The organism is Serratia sp. CY82433, assembly GCF_052166535.1.
GTDB lineage: Bacteria > Pseudomonadota > Gammaproteobacteria > Enterobacterales > Enterobacteriaceae > Serratia > Serratia sarumanii.
The window spans coordinates 1,040,474-1,056,330 of the sequence record NZ_JBJNOR010000001.1 but is presented as its reverse complement, the minus strand read 5'-3'; the positions used below and the strand labels follow the sequence as shown (position 1 = coordinate 1,056,330).

The window sequence follows — 15,857 nt, the reverse complement described above, 5'->3', positions numbered from 1 at the left end:
CTTTACAGCGAATGAGGTTGGGAATAGCCGGCGGCGCCAAGCATCTGTTCCCAGCGAAGTAACTGTTCGGTCAGCAGCAGCTCGCGGTTGACGCCCACCACGCTGAGCAGCTGATGGCGGCAGTTCAGCCACTGCTGCACGATCTGCTGCAGCGAGGCGCTGCTCAGCAGGCTGGCCAGTTGATGCACCAGCGGCTGCTGATCCTGATTCAATACATAGTGATGCGCGCCCTGCTGCCACTTCATCGCGTCCACCAGCAGCGCGCACAGCCAGTGCAGGCGCTCGGCGACGTCTTCATGGTTCAACACCGGCAGCAGCGACAGCATATCGCGCTGCGGCAGCGCGGCGCTCAACGTGGCGCACAGGGCGCTGCGCTGTTGCCACTGCTGCGGCTGCAACAGCTGTTCGGCGGCCAGCGGCGCGCCGTCGTGCAGGCGCAGCGCCGTGAGGCGGTCCGTCTGAGAGCCGGCCGCCTGTCGGCCCAGCCACTGCAGGCTGAGCTGCTCATCCGGGCTGGCCAAATGCCAATACAGGCAGCGGCTGCGCAACGTCGCCATCAGCCGCGACGGCTCACGGCAGCCCAGCAGAAAATAGGTTTTCTCCGGCGGCTCTTCCAGCGTTTTAAGCAGCGCGTTGGCCGCCGCCTCGGTCAGCTGTTCCGCCTGCGGCAGCCAAATCACTTTGGCGCCGCCCTGCTGCGCGTGGGCGTACAGCGTTTCAATCACCTGGCGGATCGGCTCGATGCCCAGGCTGCTCTTACCCTTTTCCGGCGCCAGCACGTGATAATCCGGGTGGTTTCCCGCCAGCATCAGCCGGCAGCTGTGGCACTCGCCGCAGCTTTTTTCACCGTTGCGCTGCTGGCAGATCAACCAGCGGCTCAGGCCGTAGGCCAGCGCATCGTCACCGTTGCCCGCCGCCGCGTGCAGCAGCAGCGCATGATGGCCTCGGCCGTCGGCGTACTGCCCAATCAGCTGGCGATAAGGGCCGTTCAGCCACGGGTACCAGTTCATTATGCGCCTTCCTGCTGCCGCAGCCAGTGGCCGACGCAGTCGCGGATCGCCGCGGTCACCTGCTCCAGCGGCTGGGCGGCGTCGACGGTGACGATGGTTTTATCCTGCGCCGCCAGCTCGAGATAGCGAGCGCGGGTGCGTTCGAAGAACGGCAGCGCCTCCTGTTCGATGCGATCCAGCTGACCGCGCGCCTGCGCGCGTTGCAGGCCGACCAGCGGCGGCAGATCGAGATACACCGTCAGATCCGGGCGAAAATCCCCCAGCACGGTGTCGCGCAGCGAGCTCATCAGCTGCGGATCCACGCCGCGGCCGCCGCCCTGGTAAGCCTGTGAAGAGAGATCGTGGCGATCGCCCACCACCCAGGCGCCGCGCGCCAGGGCCGGTTTGATCACGGTTTCCACCAGCTGCACGCGCGCGGCGTACAGCATCAATACTTCGGCCTTGATGGTCGGCAATTCGCCGTCGATGCCGCGCTTGAACAGATCGCGCAGCTTCTCCGCCAGCGGCGTGCCGCCCGGCTCGCGGGTGAAGACGATGTCGCTGACGCCGTGTTCGCGCAGCACATTGACCACCGTATCGCGCGCGGTGGTTTTACCCGCGCCTTCCAGCCCTTCGATAACAACGAATTTACTTTTCATTCTTTTCCTTTAACGCCTGACGGTACACGCGCACCGCCTGGTTATGGCTCGCCAGATTGGTGGTGAAGGTATGCCCACCCTTGCCGTCGGCGACAAAATAGAGATAAGGCGTTTTGGCCGGATTGGCGGCCGCCTGCAGCGAGGCCTCACCCGGCATGGCGATCGGCGTTGGCGGCAGGCCAGCGATCACATAGGTGTTGTAAGGCGTCGGCGTCTCCAGATCCTTGCGCGTGATGTTGCCATTATAGCTTTCGCCCATGCCGTAGATCACCGTCGGATCGGTCTGCAGGCGCATGCCGATGCGCAAGCGGTTGACGAATACCGACGCCACCTTGCTGCGTTCTTCCGGCACCGCGGTCTCTTTCTCGACGATCGAGGCCATGGTCAGCAGCTCTTCCGGCGTTTTATACGGCAGGCTGGTGTCGCGGCCGGCCCAGGCGGCCTGCAGCGCTTTGTTCATGCGCACGTGTGCGCGTTTGAGCAGCGCGATGTCGCTCATGCCGGCGGTATACTGATAGGTATCCGGGTACAAATGCCCTTCCGGCGTTTCTCCCGCAGGAATGCCGAGCGCGGCGGCAATCTCCGCTTCGCTCTTGCCCGCCAGGGTGTGTTTCAGGTATTTGGACTGCTGCAGCACCTGCTGCCAGTCACGCAGGCGTGAGCCTTCGATAAAGCGTGCGGTGAACTGCGCCTCTTTGCCGCTGGCCAACAGTTTCAGCATCTGGCGCACCGTCATGCCCGGCGTGAACCGGTAAGTGCCGGCTTTAAACTCCGCCAGCTCCGGCTCCAGCTTCAGCAGCCACTGGAACCAGCGGCCGTTGCGCACCAGCTTATCGCGCACCAATAACCCTTCCAGCGCTACCCGGCCGGTGCCGGCCGGCAGTTTGAAGATGGTTTCTTGTTGGATAGCCAGTGGCGTATCGGCAAAGCGTTCGATCTTCTGGTAGCCCCAAAACAGCAGCGCCAATACCAGAACAACAATAATAGACAGGACCTTCAGCTTTCTTTTCTTCATCAATCAGCCATGGTTAACAGTGTGGACGCAAAAAATCATACAGCTGGCGCGAAGCATAGCGCCATGATTGCGCAGCGTTTACCGGCAGCAGCGGCATCAGCGCATTGCTCACCAGGACTTCGTCGGCATCGGCCAGCGTCTCCAGCGGTTCACTGACGCAGTGCAGACGGTATTCCGAGCCCGCCAGCAGCGCGATCACCCGCCGCCGCATCAGGCCCGCGACGCCTGCCTGGCTCAGATCCGGGGTAAATACCGCTTTTCCCTTACGCCAGAACAAATTAGCCGCACAGCATTCCACCAGCATACCGGCAGTGTCAAGCACCAGCGCCTCGTCGGCGGCCGTCTGGTCAAGATGCGCGCGGATCAGCACCTGCTCCAGGCGGTTCAAATGCTTCAACCCCGCCAGCAACGGATTGCGCGCCAGCGCCACCGGGCTGAGCGCAAGCGTGATGCCCTGCTCGCGCCACTGCAAATAGTGCGCAGGGTAGCCGCTGCGGGCCACGATACGCGTCGGGTTTTCGCACCCCGTCGGGCTGTAACCCCGCCCGCCGCTGCCGCGCGTCAGTATCGCTTTGACCACGCCGAGCGGAATTGATTCGGCCGCCAGCGCCATCTCCCGCTCGAAAGCCAGCCAATCGGTGGCGGGCAGCATCAGCCGCTGCGCCGCTTGCTGCAGCCGCTCCAGATGCCAGGGCAGCAGCTCGATTTTACCATCGATAACCCGGGCAGTAGTAAAGCAGCCATCGCCGAACTGCAGGCCGCGATCGCTCGGCGCCAGCGCATCGTGGCGTTGTCCGTTAATCCAGTACATGCTTCCTCCTGTTGCCGGGTGATTTCATTACGCTCGCAGAATAGCAGGCGACGAGGCGATACGCAGCCCTGTTGGTGTCCAGACGATAGGCGTAAAAAAGCCCGGTTAAAAAACCGGGCTTTTCATCAGCTATCCACAGCGCGAGTTACACTCGGCGGAAGATCAGCGAGCCATTGGTGCCGCCGAAGCCGAAGGAGTTACACAGGCTGAACTCCATATCGCTGACCTGGCGCGCTTCGTGAGGCACGAAGTCCAGATCGCAACCTTCATCCGGGTTATCCAGGTTGATGGTTGGCGGTACCGCCTGATCGCGCAGCGCCAGCACGGTGAAGATAGACTCGATCGCGCCTGCCGCACCCAACAGGTGGCCAGTCATCGATTTGGTCGAGCTCACCAGCACGCGCTCTGCATCGGCGCCGAAGACGGATTTCACCGCCTGCGCTTCCGCCTGGTCGCCCGCCGGCGTAGAGGTGCCGTGCGCGTTGATGTAGCCGATTTGTGACGGGGTCACACCGGCGTCAAGCAGGGCATTTTCCATCGCCAGCGCAGCGCCTGCGCCGTTTTCCGGTGGCGACGTCATGTGATAAGCATCGCTGCTCATCCCAAAGCCCACCACTTCGGCGTAGATTTTCGCGCCGCGCTTTTTCGCGTGCTCGTACTCTTCCAGCACCATCATGCCGGCGCCGTCGCCCAGCACAAAGCCGTCGCGGTCTTTATCCCACGGACGGCTTGCCGCCTGCGGGTTGTCATTACGGGTGGACAGGGCGCGCGCTGCGCCAAAGCCGCCGACGCCCAATGGGGTGCTGGCTTTCTCTGCCCCACCGGCCAGCATCACGTCCGCATCATTGTAGGCAATGATACGCGCCGCATGGCCGATGTTGTGCACACCTGAAGTACAGGCGGTGGCGATGGAAATGCTTGGGCCACGCATGCCGTACATGATTGTCAGGTGACCGGCAATCATATTCACGATGGTGGATGGCACGAAGAACGGACTGATTTTCCGTGGGCCACCGTTAACCAGTGAACTGTGGTTTTCTTCGATCAAACCCAGGCCGCCGATGCCGGAACCGATCGCGGCTCCAATGCGGCTGGCGTTAGCCTCGGTGATGTCCAGGCCTGCATCCTGCATGGCTTGCATGCCGGCAGCGATACCGTACTGGATAAAGGCGTCCATCTTGCGCGCATCTTTGCGCGAGATGAAATCCTCGGAATTAAAATTCTTTACCAGGCCAGCAAACTTGGTCGCATAGGCAGTGGTATCGAAATGGTCGATCAGGCTGATGCCACTCTGACCGGCAAGAAGAGCGTTCCACGTGGACTCTACCGTATTGCCGACAGGAGACAACATGCCCAGTCCGGTCACAACTACTCGACGCTTAGACACGTTTGTCCTCCAGGGAGGGAAAAATATGACACTAGGGATAGAAAAAACTTAGGCGGTCGAGCGACCGCCTAGATATGTTCTCTTACTGCTGGCTAGCGTTGATGAAATCAATAGCTGCCTGAACAGTAGTGATCTTCTCAGCTTCTTCGTCTGGAATCTCGGTGTCGAATTCTTCTTCCAGTGCCATTACCAGCTCAACGGTGTCAAGAGAATCAGCGCCCAGATCTTCAACGAAAGAAGCGTTGTTCAAAACTTCTTCCTGTTTAACACCCAGTTGCTCAACAATGATTTTCTTAACGCGTTCTTCGATAGTGCTCATACTCTTAAATTTCCTATCAAAACTCGCTTTCGCGATGGTTTTCGTAGTGTATAAAATGCTGAAAAAGATGCAACTAAATCCCGGCTGGTCAAACCACGATTTTACGCTATTTTGCGGTTTTTGCCTCAAATAACGCAAATGGTTTTCACATTTTTTAAATCATGTACATGCCGCCATTGACATGTAACGTTTCACCGGTGATATAGCCGGCCTCATCAGAGGCCAAAAATGCAACAGCGCTGGCGATTTCTTTAGCATCGCCCAGCCGGTTGGCTGGAACTGATGACAAAATGCCTGCGCGTTGATCATCTGTCAACGCCCGTGTCATGTCCGTCTCAATAAAGCCAGGTGCCACGACGTTGACCGTAATGCCACGCGAAGCAACTTCACGTGCCAAAGATTTGCTAAAACCAATCAGACCGGCTTTAGCCGCCGCGTAGTTCGCCTGCCCTGCGTTCCCCATGGTGCCGACAACGGAACCGATGGTGATGATACGGCCAAACCGCTTTTTCATCATAGCGCGCATTACCGCTTTTGACAGGCGGAATACGGAAGTCAGGTTGGTGTCGAGGATATCCTCCCACTCATCATCCTTCATACGCATCAGCAGGTTATCACGCGTGATGCCGGCATTATTCACTAAAATGTCGATTTCGCCAAATTCGGCGCGAATCGATGCCAGCACGCTGTCGATAGATTGCGCATCAACAACGTTCAACATGAACCCTTTGCCGTTTGTGCCCAGGTAGCTGCTGATCGCTTCAGCGCCGCTCTCGCTGGTCGCGGTGCCGATCACTTTGGCGCCGCGTGCCACAAACGTTTCTGCAATAGCTCGGCCAATACCGCGGCTCGCGCCGGTGACCAGAACGATTTTACCTTCGAAGCTCATCATTTTCCTCTTTATTGTTCAAGCGCCGCCGACAGGCTGGCGGTGTCGTTCACCGCCGCAGCCGTCAGGGTGTCAACAATACGTTTAGTCAGACCGGTCAGCACTTTGCCCGGCCCCACTTCCAGCAGCGACGTCACTCCCTGTGCTGCGATAAATTCTACGCTCTCGGTCCAACGCACCGGGCTGTACAGCTGACGCACCAGCGCGCTGCGGATCGCTTCCGGATCGTTTTCGGTGCGCACGTCGACGTTGTTCACCACCGGCACCTGCGGCGCGTTGAAGGTGATGTCCTGCAGCGCCACGGCCAGCTTGTCGGCGGCCGGTTTCATCAGCGCACAGTGCGAAGGCACGCTCACCGGCAGCGGCAGCGCGCGCTTGGCGCCTGCGGCTTTGCAGGCGGCGCCTGCGCGCTCAACCGCTTCTTTGTTGCCGGCGATGACCACCTGGCCCGGCGAGTTGAAGTTGACCGGAGAAACCACCTGCCCCTGCGCAGACTCTTCACACGCTTTGGCGATCGCGTCGTTGTCCAGACCGATGATGGCGTACATCGCGCCGGTGCCTTCCGGCACCGCTTCCTGCATCAGCTTGCCGCGCAGCTCGACCAGACGGATCGCCGCCTTGAAGTCCAGCACGCCGGCGCAGACCAGCGCCGAGTATTCGCCCAAGCTGTGGCCCGCCATCAGCGCCGGCGCTTTACCGCCCTGCTGTTGCCAAACGCGGAAAATCGCCACCGAGGCGGCCAGCAGAGCCGGTTGGGTCTGCCAGGTTTTGTTCAGCTCTTCCGCCGGGCCTTGCTGCACCAGCTGCCACAGGTCGTAACCCAGGGCGGAAGACGCCTCGCCGAAGGTTTCTTCGACGATCGGGAACTGTGCGGCCAACTCGGCCAGCATGCCAACGGTCTGCGACCCCTGGCCCGGGAAAACAAAAGCAAATTGCGTCATTTTTTCTTCCTGTCCAAATCAGAAACGAACCAGCGCCGAGCCCCAGGTAAAGCCGCCGCCGAAGGCCTCCAGCAGCACCAGTTGGCCACGCTGAATTCGCCCGTCGCGCACCGCTTCGTCCAGTGCGGAAGGCACCGAGGCGGCAGAGGTGTTGCCGTGACGATCGAGCGTCACCACCACTTTGTCCATCCCCATGCCCAGTTTTTTCGCCGTTGCGCTGATGATGCGCAGGTTGGCCTGGTGCGGCACCAGCCAATCCAGCTCGCTGCGGTCCATGTTGTTGGCCTGCAGCGTCTCGTCGACGATGCGCGCCAGCTCGGTAACCGCAACCTTGAAGACTTCGTTGCCCGCCATGGTGACATAGGCCGGCTTGTCTTGATTCTGGCGATCCTTGTACGGCAGCGTCAGCAGGTTGCCGTAGCTGCCGTCAGCATGCAGATGGGTAGACAGAATGCCCGGCGCTTCAGAAGCCCCCAGCACCACCGCCCCTGCGCCATCGCCAAACAGAATGATGGTGCCGCGATCTTCAGGATCCAGCGTGCGCGACAAGACGTCCGCGCCGATAACCAGCGCATGTTTGACCGCGCCGTTCTTCACGTACTGATCGGCCACGCTGAGCGCGTAAGTAAAGCCGGCACAGGCCGCAGCCAGATCGAACGCCGCGCAGTCTTTGATACCCAGCATTTGCTGCACCAGGCACGCCGCGCTCGGGAACGCGTGAGTGGTCGTGGTGGTCGCCACGACGATCAGCCCAATGTCTTCTTTAGCCACACCTGCCATTTCCAGCGCTTTCTCAGCGGCCTGGAAGCTCATCGTCGCGACGGTTTCATCCGCAGCGGCGATGCGACGTTCGCGGATACCGGTACGCGTGACGATCCATTCGTCAGAGGTATCCACCATTTTTTCCAAATCAGCATTGGTGCGCACTTGTACGGGCAAATAACTCCCCGTACCGAGAATCTTTGTATACATGTACGATCAGTCACTCTTAGGTAATACAGCCTCAAGGCGCGCAGCAATCCTTTCCGGGACTTGCCGCTGCACCGCCTGCACAGCCTGTTCGATTGCGACTGCAAACGCGTGAGGGTTCGCAGCGCCGTGGCTCTTGACTACGGTGCTGCGCAATCCTAACAGACATGCGCCATTATACTGGTCGGGGTTCAGGTGGCCGAACCGCTTAACCACCCGTTTTTGCAACCAACGGCCCAACAATTTCAGCCACCACGCTCGCTTGTTGCCGTCGCCGGACGATTTCAGCAGCGATAAGAACACCCTGACCACCCCTTCCATGGTTTTCAGGGTGACGTTGCCCACGAAGCCATCGCACACCAACACGTCGGTCTTACCGGTGAGCAGCTCGTTTCCTTCCAGGTAACCAATATAGTTGATTGCCGGAGTATTTTTTAGCACAGCGGCCGCTTCGCGGATATTATCCAGGCCTTTGGTCTCTTCTTCGCCAATATTCAGCAGCGCCACCCGCGGTTGCGCAATGCCGATCACCTCTTCCGCCATCACCGCGCCCATCACGGCAAACTGCACCAGCATGGTGCTGTCGCACTCGACGTTGGCGCCCAAATCCAGCACCACGGTTTTACTGCGTTGCTGATTCGGGATCGCCGTCATCAGCGCCGGGCGCTCGATGCCTTCCAGCGGCTTGACCAACAGCTTCGCCAATCCCATCAGCGCACCGGTATTGCCGGCGCTGACGCAGCCCTGCGCTTTACCGCTGCTGAGCTGCTCGAGCGCAATGCGCATCGACGTGCCGCGGCTGGCGCGTATCGCTTGTGAAGGTTTGGCGTCGCCGGCGATCACGGACTCGGCGGGCACGACTTGCAGACGCTCCAGAAGAACCGGATCGGCGTGGGCAAGCAAAGGGGAGATGACGTCGGGATTGCCGACCAGCAGGAGATGAAGCTGTAAATTAGAGGCCAGTGCCTGCAACGAAGCAGGCACTGTGACGCAGGGACCGAAGTCCCCGCCCATTGCATCTAACGCCAGGGTTAGACGAGTCAAGGTATCGCTACTTAGCCGATAACCTTGCGACCGCGGTAGAAACCGTCGGCAGTGATGTGGTGACGACGGTGAGTTTCACCGGATACTTTGTCTACAGACAGAGTAGTCGTGGTCAGAGCATCGTGAGAACGACGCATGCCACGCTTGGAACGGGTTGGTTTATTCTGTTGTACGGCCATGGACCTTACTCCTCAATTACTTACGCTTTAAACTGGCTAATACGGCAAACGGATTCGGTTTCTCCGCCTCGGGAGGCAGTTGGCCAAATACCATGTCCGCTTCGGACACTTCACAGTGTTCAGATTCATGTACCGGAACGACAGGCAGTGAAAGAATAATTTCGTCTTCAATCATCGCCAACAGATCGACTTCGCCAAACTCGTCAACTTCGATCGGTTCGTACGCTTCCGGTAATGCCTCAGCCTGCTCATCATTGACGACCGGGCTAAAACAATATGTTGTGTGAACCTGATGTTCGAACGGGACTCCACAGCGTTGGCACATCAACGTTACCGTGACGTCCGCATGCCCTGTTATCACCGCGAGGCGTTGATTGTCGATATTGAACGACAACGACACCTCGACATCACTGTCCACACTGACCACGGAGTCGGCAACACGAGTAACCTGCTCAGGCGCATAGACACCAGCATAGTCCAGGCGTTTCTGAGCGGTACGTACCGCATCAATGGTCAAGGGTAATTTTACCTTTTGCATAGGGCGCGCATATTAACTTTGTAACGACATAGAGTCAAAGAAAAAGGCCGTAAAACGGCTCCTTTCACCAATATTCGCTTCCACAGCGGCCGACAGTTTAAAATGCCATACCCATTTACGCTACGGTTTGCGAAAAAAATTATGCAGAGATTGCTTTTAGCCTCCACCTCACCCTATCGAAAAATGCTGCTGGAGAAGTTACGGCTGCCCTTCGACTGCGCCGCACCCGAGGTGGATGAAACCCCACTGCCGGGCGAAAGCGCCGAAGCGCTGGTGCTGCGCCTGGCGGCGGCGAAGGCTCAGGCGCTGGCCCTCGCCTATCCCGAGCATCTGATCATCGGCTCCGATCAGGTCTGCGTGATCGATGGCAACATCACCGGCAAGCCCCATACCGAGGAAAACGCCCGGGCGCAGCTGCGCCAGGCCAGCGCCCAGGCCGTAACCTTCTATACCGGCCTGGCGCTGTACAACGGCCGCAGCAAGCAGCTGCAGGCCCTGTGCGAGCCGTTCCACGTGCATTTTCGCGCGTTGAGCGAAGCGGAGATCGCCGCCTATGTACGTCTGGAGCAACCGCTGAACTGCGCGGGCAGTTTCAAGAGCGAGGGATTGGGGATCGCGCTGTTCGACAGGTTGGAAGGCCGGGACCCGAACGCCCTGATCGGCCTGCCGTTGATCGCGCTGTTGGACATGTTGCGGGCTGAAGGCATCAACCCGCTGGTCTGACGCGGATTACTTGGCCACCTGCCGGCGCAGCACCTGCAGGCAGTGGCGCAGCTCTTGGTCCATCGGCGCTTCGATGCGCATCGTTTCGCCGGTGGCCGGATGCTCGAAGCGCAGCGCCGCGGCGTGCAGGAACAACCGCTTCAGGCCGGTACCCGCCAGCTGGCGATCGAACTCGCGGTCGCCATAGCGATCGTCAAAGGCGATCGGATGCCCGGCATGCAGCGTGTGCACGCGGATCTGGTGAGTGCGCCCGGTGATCGGGCTGGCCTTCACCAGCGTGGCGAATTCGTAACGCTCTTCCACCTTGAAGCGGGTTTCCGAAGGCTTGCCTTCGCTGCTGACGCGCACGATGCGCTCGCCGCTTTGCAGAATGTTTTTCAGCAGCGGCGCCTGTACGGCCTTGCAGTGGGATTGCCACTGGCCGCGCACCAGCGCCAGATAATCCTTCTGCATGCCCTTCAGCCGCAGCTGCTCGTGCAGCGAGCGCAGCGCGGAACGCTTCTTGGCCACCAGTAGCACGCCGGAGGTATCGCGATCCAGACGGTGCACCAGCTCGAGGAAGCGGGCTTCCGGGCGCAGCGCGCGCAGCCCTTCGATCACGCCGAAGCTGAGGCCGCTGCCGCCGTGCACCGCGGTGCCGGAAGGCTTGTTGAGGATCAGCAGGTGGTCGTCTTCATACAGAATGCAATCGGCCAGCGCAGCTACCTTATCCAGCTTGGCCGACACCGGCGTCTCTTCGCGCTCGGCCACCCGCACCGGCGGCACGCGCACCACGTCGCCGGCCGCCAATTTGTATTCGACCTTGATGCGCCCTTTATTGACCCGCACCTCGCCTTTGCGCACGATGCGGTAAATCATGCTCTTCGGCACGCCTTTCAGGCGAGCGAGCAGAAAGTTGTCGATTCTCTGACCGGCTTCGTCGTCGGAAATCGTGATGAATTGTACTGCTGGATTGTTCGTTTTCATGGTGCGGGATTCTAAATAGAGCGCGTGAATAGCGCCACATCTTTTTCTGTGCTTAACTGTCTCTCTGACGGCGGGCGAAACCCCAGCGGACAATAAGGCAGCAAGCCGGTTTGAACGTTTGCGATTTCTTCCGCAGTTAAGGAAAAGTCACCTTGCTATAACGGCATCAGCAGTGGAATAATGCAGTCACTTTCCGCGTTGATTCTCGTTAAACAGGGAAAACGGTGGAATTATAAAATTTGTCTGATCGCGCAAAAACGCAGCAATGGCGTAAGACGTAATGCGAAATCAAACAATTAGCGGGCTGCGGGTTGCAGCTTGGCCGGCAAATGGAATCAGATCTGTCGACGTAAATCAGAGGCTATTCCCCTAGTAAAAGTGCTGTCTTTCACAAAGAAAAGCAGGCTTACCGAGATAATGCGCCCCTATGCAGGCGACAACCGTGAGGTTGACGGCTTTGCGAGAAGACACGGGGCTTTCGGTTTAACTCCGGCCATGAGGTTATTTTGCCCGCAGCTTTGTCGATAATGTAAAAATAACGAGTAAGTTAAGATGAAAAGAATGTTGATTAACGCAACTCAGCAGGAAGAGTTGCGTGTTGCCCTCGTAGATGGACAGCGGCTGTATGATTTGGATATCGAAAGTCCGGGTCATGAGCAGAAAAAAGCGAATATTTACAAAGGCAAAATCACCCGCATTGAACCAAGTCTTGAAGCAGCGTTCGTGGACTACGGCGCAGAACGACATGGTTTCCTCCCTCTTAAAGAAATCGCCCGCGAATACTTCCCTAGCAATTACTCTTCCCATGGCCGCCCGAACATCAAAGATGTGCTGCGCGAAGGCCAGGAAGTCATCGTTCAGGTAGACAAAGAAGAACGTGGCAACAAAGGCGCCGCCTTGACCACCTTCATCAGTCTCGCGGGCAGTTATCTGGTGCTGATGCCGAACAACCCGCGCGCCGGCGGTATTTCCCGCCGCATCGAGGGTGACGATCGCACCGAGCTGAAAGAAGCGCTCTCCTCGCTGCAACTGCCGGACGGCATGGGCCTGATCGTTCGCACCGCGGGCGTAGGCAAATCCGCCGACGCACTGCAGTGGGATCTCTCCTTCCGCCTGAAGCACTGGGAAGCGATTAAAAAAGCCGCCGAAGGCCGCCCCGCGCCGTTCCTGATCCACCAGGAAAGCAACGTTATCGTGCGCGCCTTCCGCGATTACCTGCGCCCGGACATCGGCGAAATCCTGATCGACAACCCGAAAATTCTCGATCTGGCCAAAGAGCACATCGCTGCGCTGGGCCGCCCGGATTTCAGCAGCAAAATCAAACTGTACAGCGGTGAAATCCCTCTGTTCAGCCACTACCAGATCGAATCGCAGATCGAATCCGCCTTCCAGCGTGAAGTGCGCCTGCCGTCCGGCGGCTCGATCGTCATCGACAGCACCGAAGCGCTGACCGCCATCGACATCAACTCCGCCCGCGCCACCCGCGGCGGCGACATCGAAGAGACGGCGTTCAACACCAACCTGGAAGCGGCGGACGAGATCGCTCGCCAGCTGCGCCTGCGTGACCTTGGCGGCCTGATCGTCATCGACTTCATCGACATGACGCCGGTTCGCCACCAGCGCGAAGTGGAAAACCGCCTGCGCGATGCCGTGCGCCAAGACCGCGCGCGCATCCAGATCGGCCGCATTTCCCGTTTCGGCCTGCTGGAAATGTCCCGTCAGCGCCTCAGCCCGTCGCTGGGCGAATCCAGCCACCACGTGTGCCCACGCTGTAACGGCACCGGCACCATTCGCGACAACGAATCGCTGGCGCTGTCCATCCTGCGCCTGATCGAAGAAGAAGCGCTGAAGGAAAACACCAAAGAAGTTCACGCTATCGTGCCGGTTCAGGTTGCTTCGTACCTGCTGAACGAAAAGCGTGAATCCGTCAGCGCGATCGAAAAACGTCAGGGTGGCGTGAAAGCCGTCATCGTGCCTAACGATGAAATGCAAACCCCGCACTACTCGGTGCTGCGCGTGCGCAAGGGCGAGGAAACCTCTACCCTCAGCTACCTGCTGCCGAAGCTGCACGAAGAAGACATGGAGCGCCCGCTGGAAGACGCGCCGATGGAACGCAAGCGTCCGGAGCAACCGGCCCTGGCTTCCTTCTCCCTGTCCGCCGATGCGCCACCGCCGGCTGAAGAACCTGTCGCCGTGGCCAAGCCTGCCGCTGCCGCCGCCAAAGCTAAAGCCGCAGCGCCGGCCGCCGCCAAGCCGGGCTTCCTGGGCCGCCTGTTCGGTGGTCTGAAGAGCCTGTTCGCCGGTGAGGAACAACCTGCCGTCGAAGAAACCAAACCGGCCGAAACGCCGAAGGCGGAAAGCAACGGTGAAAACCGTCGTCAGGATCGTCGCGGTCAGCGTCGCCAAGGCACCGGCCGTAAAGAGCGCGGTGAGCGTGGTGACCGTCCGGAACGCGGCGAGCGTAAAGAGCGCGGTGAAGGCCGTGACAATCGCGAGCGCGACAACCGTGAGCCGCGTGAGAACCGCGAAGGCCGTGAATCGCGTGAATCCCGCGATGAGCAGCGCCGTAACCGCCGCAACCAGCAGCAGAACGCGCCGGTAGCGGAGGAAACCGCCTCGGAAGACAGCGCTAAAGCGCCGCGCGAAGATCAGCAGCAACGCCGTGAGCAGCGCGCTGAGCGCCAGCGTCGTCGTCAGGAAGAAAAACGTCAGGCTCAGCAGGAAGTGAAAGCGCTGGAAAGCGTTGAAGCGGTCGAGAGCACCGACGAAGAGCAGGAAGAACGCCAGCAGCAGAACATGCAGCGCCGCCAGCGCCGCCCTCTGTCGCAGAAGGTGCGCATCCTGTCCGCGGAAGAAGAACTGCAGCGTGCAGCGGAAGAGCTGCTGGCGCCGAAAGCGCCGGTAGCGAAAGCCGAAGTCGCGCAGCCGACCGCCGACGACAGCGTCAAGCTGCTGCCGGAAACCGTTGCCGCTCAGCCGGAAGACGATGCCCAGGGCGAAAACCGTGGCAACGGCGAAGGCATGCCGCGCCGTTCCCGTCGTTCACCGCGCCACCTGCGCGTCAGCGGCCAGCGTCGCCGTCGTTACCGCGATGAGCGTTACCCGCTGCAGTCCCCAATGCCGCTGGCGGGCGCGTTCGCTTCGCCGGAAATGGCATCGGGCAAAGTCTGGGTAAGCTACCCGGTTGCTCAGGTTGAAGAAGCCGAAGTGCAGGCCGAAGCCGTAGAAGTAGAACAGGCAGCGGCACCGGTTGTTGCCGCAGCGGTTGAACAGCACAGCGTTGCCGTGGAAGAAACTCAGGCTGCGGCCAGCGTCAACGAGCCGGCTCCAGAAGCCGCCGTTGAAACTGCGGCCGTTACCGTAACGGAAGAAGCTGCAGCCGTAGCGCCTGTCGTTGCCACCCCGGCCGAGGAAACCCCGGCGCCGGTGGAAGCCGCGCCGGCACCTGCCGCAGTTGAAGAACCGAAAGCGGAAGAGACTGCCCCGGCAGTGGAAGCCGAGCCGGTAGCTGAAACCGTTGCGGCAGAACCTGTGGTTGAAGCCAAGCCGGTGGAAGACGAGCCTGTGGTCGACGCTGCGCCGGCAGAAGCTGCGCAAGCGGAAGAAACGCCAGTGGCAGAAGCAGCGCCTGCGCCAGCCGCCGTGGAAGCCGCTCCGGTCGAAAAAGCCCCGGCGCCAATCGCCGCAGAACCTGCGCCTGTGGTTGCTCAGCAGCCGGCACCGGTGAAAGCCGTGCAGGACGTACTGTACAAACACATCGCCACTGCACCGATGACCAAAGCGCCTGCGCCGGCCTACGTGCCGGAAGAACGCAAGCACAGCGACTGGCAGCGCCCTTCCTTCAACTTTGAAGGCAAAGGCTCGGCAGGCGGCCATTCGGCGGTGAGCCAGGCCACCGCGCCGGCCACCAAGCCGCAGCCGGTTAACGAATAAGTTAATCTGCAGCTCTAAAAAAACCCGCCATCGGCGGGTTTTTTCTTGCCTGCAAAAAAGCTCAGGCTATCTTTTTCAGTTTTTTGATGTCTAAAACATCCAACTTGCCGTCAAGCCGGCTGACGAACTGCTGAAAATGCGCCGTCTCATTATGCTTATCCAGCGCTTCGCTGCTGGCCCAACGCTCAAAGAACACGAAAACGCCCGGCTTTTCCAGATCGCGATGCAAATCATATTGCAGGTTGCCCAACTCCTGGCGGCTCGGCTCGAGAATGTCGTGCACCGCTTCGCTGACGGCGTCTTCAAATCCCGCTTTCGCTTGCAGGGTGGCGATAACGCGTACTTCCATTGCTTTCTCCCTTTCCACTTGATGAAAGTCGACGGTATTGGCGTCGGCATCGTTGAAATCCCTGTTACTATGCGCCCGCCGCGCTATTGATTTCAACTTGTCGCCAACAAACAGATGCATCTCAGGCGCTTTCCGCTTATCCTTAC

General features: G+C 59.7%; 16 protein-coding genes. 2 read left to right on the top strand and 14 right to left on the bottom strand.

All coding sequences use genetic code 11. The annotated features are described in order from the left end of the window. Positions 1-2: 2 nt before the first annotated feature. From holB to yceD, 12 genes are all read right to left on the bottom strand, one after another. Complete coding sequence (gene holB / locus ACJ8PI_RS05175) at positions 3-1,010, bottom strand: DNA polymerase III subunit delta' (protein WP_033655059.1); 1,008 nt, start codon at positions 1,008-1,010, stop codon at positions 3-5. Next, complete coding sequence (gene tmk, locus ACJ8PI_RS05170) at positions 1,010-1,648, bottom strand: dTMP kinase (RefSeq protein WP_033646442.1); 639 nt, start codon at positions 1,646-1,648, stop codon at positions 1,010-1,012. Before tmk ends, holB begins: the two co-directional genes overlap by 1 nt. After that, positions 1,638-2,663, bottom strand: a complete 1,026-nt coding sequence (mltG, locus tag ACJ8PI_RS05165; RefSeq protein WP_033646443.1) for an endolytic transglycosylase MltG — start codon at positions 2,661-2,663, stop codon at positions 1,638-1,640. The genes tmk and mltG overlap by 11 nt, the downstream gene beginning before the upstream one ends. Before the next feature lie 13 nt (positions 2,664-2,676). After that, the gene (gene pabC / locus ACJ8PI_RS05160) at positions 2,677-3,474 is read right to left on the bottom strand and encodes an aminodeoxychorismate lyase (RefSeq protein ID WP_164104794.1); all 798 of its coding nucleotides are present in this window, start codon (positions 3,472-3,474) and stop codon (positions 2,677-2,679) included. Positions 3,475-3,619: 145 nt separating this feature from the next. After that, positions 3,620-4,861 (bottom strand): beta-ketoacyl-ACP synthase II, encoded by a 1,242-nt coding sequence (fabF, locus tag ACJ8PI_RS05155; RefSeq protein WP_033638042.1) that lies wholly within the window; start codon positions 4,859-4,861, stop codon positions 3,620-3,622. 82 nt (positions 4,862-4,943) lie between these two features. Next, positions 4,944-5,180 carry an acyl carrier protein gene (gene acpP, locus ACJ8PI_RS05150; protein WP_004719003.1) on the bottom strand — a complete coding sequence of 79 codons (237 nt, stop codon included), beginning with the start codon at positions 5,178-5,180 and terminating at the stop codon, positions 4,944-4,946. Positions 5,181-5,334: 154 nt separating this feature from the next. Continuing rightward, the gene (gene fabG, locus ACJ8PI_RS05145; protein ID WP_049213155.1) at positions 5,335-6,069 is read right to left on the bottom strand and encodes a 3-oxoacyl-ACP reductase FabG; all 735 of its coding nucleotides are present in this window, start codon (positions 6,067-6,069) and stop codon (positions 5,335-5,337) included. An 11-nt stretch (positions 6,070-6,080) separates the two neighbouring features. Further along, positions 6,081-7,010 (bottom strand): ACP S-malonyltransferase, encoded by a 930-nt coding sequence (gene fabD, locus ACJ8PI_RS05140; RefSeq protein ID WP_015377451.1) that lies wholly within the window; start codon positions 7,008-7,010, stop codon positions 6,081-6,083. A gap of 18 nt (positions 7,011-7,028) precedes the next feature. After that, entirely contained in the window at positions 7,029-7,982 is a 954-nt protein-coding gene (locus tag ACJ8PI_RS05135) for a beta-ketoacyl-ACP synthase III (protein WP_025302411.1), read from the bottom strand. 6 nt (positions 7,983-7,988) lie between these two features. Continuing rightward, a complete protein-coding gene (gene plsX / locus ACJ8PI_RS05130) occupies positions 7,989-9,023 on the bottom strand; it encodes a phosphate acyltransferase PlsX (RefSeq protein ID WP_071883797.1) in 1,035 nt (344 codons plus the stop codon). Between the two features lie 11 nt (positions 9,024-9,034). Further along, a complete protein-coding gene (rpmF, locus tag ACJ8PI_RS05125; protein ID WP_004927778.1) occupies positions 9,035-9,202 on the bottom strand; it encodes a 50S ribosomal protein L32 in 168 nt (55 codons plus the stop codon). A gap of 16 nt (positions 9,203-9,218) precedes the next feature. Continuing rightward, complete coding sequence (gene yceD, locus ACJ8PI_RS05120; RefSeq protein ID WP_004927780.1) at positions 9,219-9,740, bottom strand: 23S rRNA accumulation protein YceD; 522 nt, start codon at positions 9,738-9,740, stop codon at positions 9,219-9,221. A gap of 141 nt (positions 9,741-9,881) precedes the next feature. On the opposite strand from yceD, the gene ACJ8PI_RS05115 reads away from it, so the two are divergent. Beyond that, on the top strand, positions 9,882-10,463 hold the full coding sequence (locus ACJ8PI_RS05115; protein WP_048321419.1) for a Maf family protein: 582 nt from the start codon (positions 9,882-9,884) through the stop codon (positions 10,461-10,463). Positions 10,464-10,469: 6 nt separating this feature from the next. Here ACJ8PI_RS05115 and rluC read toward each other — a convergent pair whose 3' ends face one another. Then, positions 10,470-11,429 (bottom strand): 23S rRNA pseudouridine(955/2504/2580) synthase RluC, encoded by a 960-nt coding sequence (rluC, locus tag ACJ8PI_RS05110; protein ID WP_033646448.1) that lies wholly within the window; start codon positions 11,427-11,429, stop codon positions 10,470-10,472. 552 nt (positions 11,430-11,981) lie between these two features. On the opposite strand from rluC, the gene rne reads away from it, so the two are divergent. Further along, entirely contained in the window at positions 11,982-15,362 is a 3,381-nt protein-coding gene (gene rne, locus ACJ8PI_RS05105; protein ID WP_072270428.1) for a ribonuclease E, read from the top strand. Between the two features lie 61 nt (positions 15,363-15,423). Here rne and ACJ8PI_RS05100 read toward each other — a convergent pair whose 3' ends face one another. After that, the gene (locus tag ACJ8PI_RS05100) at positions 15,424-15,711 is read right to left on the bottom strand and encodes a putative quinol monooxygenase (RefSeq protein WP_033647446.1); all 288 of its coding nucleotides are present in this window, start codon (positions 15,709-15,711) and stop codon (positions 15,424-15,426) included. Positions 15,712-15,857 lie beyond the last annotated feature (146 nt).

What these genes read in the sequence shown, in the direction of transcription:
- holB (WP_033655059.1), bottom strand. Translation starts at nt 1,010, where the DNA reads ATGAACTGGTACCCGTGGCTGAACGGCCCTTATCGCCAGCTGATTGGG.
- tmk (WP_033646442.1), bottom strand. Translation starts at nt 1,648, where the DNA reads ATGAAAAGTAAATTCGTTGTTATCGAAGGGCTGGAAGGCGCGGGTAAA.
- mltG (WP_033646443.1), bottom strand. Translation starts at nt 2,663, where the DNA reads ATGAAGAAAAGAAAGCTGAAGGTCCTGTCTATTATTGTTGTTCTGGTA.
- pabC (WP_164104794.1), bottom strand. Translation starts at nt 3,474, where the DNA reads ATGTACTGGATTAACGGACAACGCCACGATGCGCTGGCGCCGAGCGAT.
- acpP (WP_004719003.1), bottom strand. Translation starts at nt 5,180, where the DNA reads ATGAGCACTATCGAAGAACGCGTTAAGAAAATCATTGTTGAGCAACTG.
- fabG (WP_049213155.1), bottom strand. Translation starts at nt 6,069, where the DNA reads ATGAGCTTCGAAGGTAAAATCGTTCTGGTCACCGGCGCGAGCCGCGGT.
- fabD (WP_015377451.1), bottom strand. Translation starts at nt 7,010, where the DNA reads ATGACGCAATTTGCTTTTGTTTTCCCGGGCCAGGGGTCGCAGACCGTT.
- ACJ8PI_RS05135 (WP_025302411.1), bottom strand. Translation starts at nt 7,982, where the DNA reads ATGTATACAAAGATTCTCGGTACGGGGAGTTATTTGCCCGTACAAGTG.
- rpmF (WP_004927778.1), bottom strand. Translation starts at nt 9,202, where the DNA reads ATGGCCGTACAACAGAATAAACCAACCCGTTCCAAGCGTGGCATGCGT.
- yceD (WP_004927780.1), bottom strand. Translation starts at nt 9,740, where the DNA reads ATGCAAAAGGTAAAATTACCCTTGACCATTGATGCGGTACGTACCGCT.
- ACJ8PI_RS05115 (WP_048321419.1), top strand. Translation starts at nt 9,882, where the DNA reads ATGCAGAGATTGCTTTTAGCCTCCACCTCACCCTATCGAAAAATGCTG.
- rluC (WP_033646448.1), bottom strand. Translation starts at nt 11,429, where the DNA reads ATGAAAACGAACAATCCAGCAGTACAATTCATCACGATTTCCGACGAC.
- rne (WP_072270428.1), top strand. Translation starts at nt 11,982, where the DNA reads ATGAAAAGAATGTTGATTAACGCAACTCAGCAGGAAGAGTTGCGTGTT.
- ACJ8PI_RS05100 (WP_033647446.1), bottom strand. Translation starts at nt 15,711, where the DNA reads ATGGAAGTACGCGTTATCGCCACCCTGCAAGCGAAAGCGGGATTTGAA.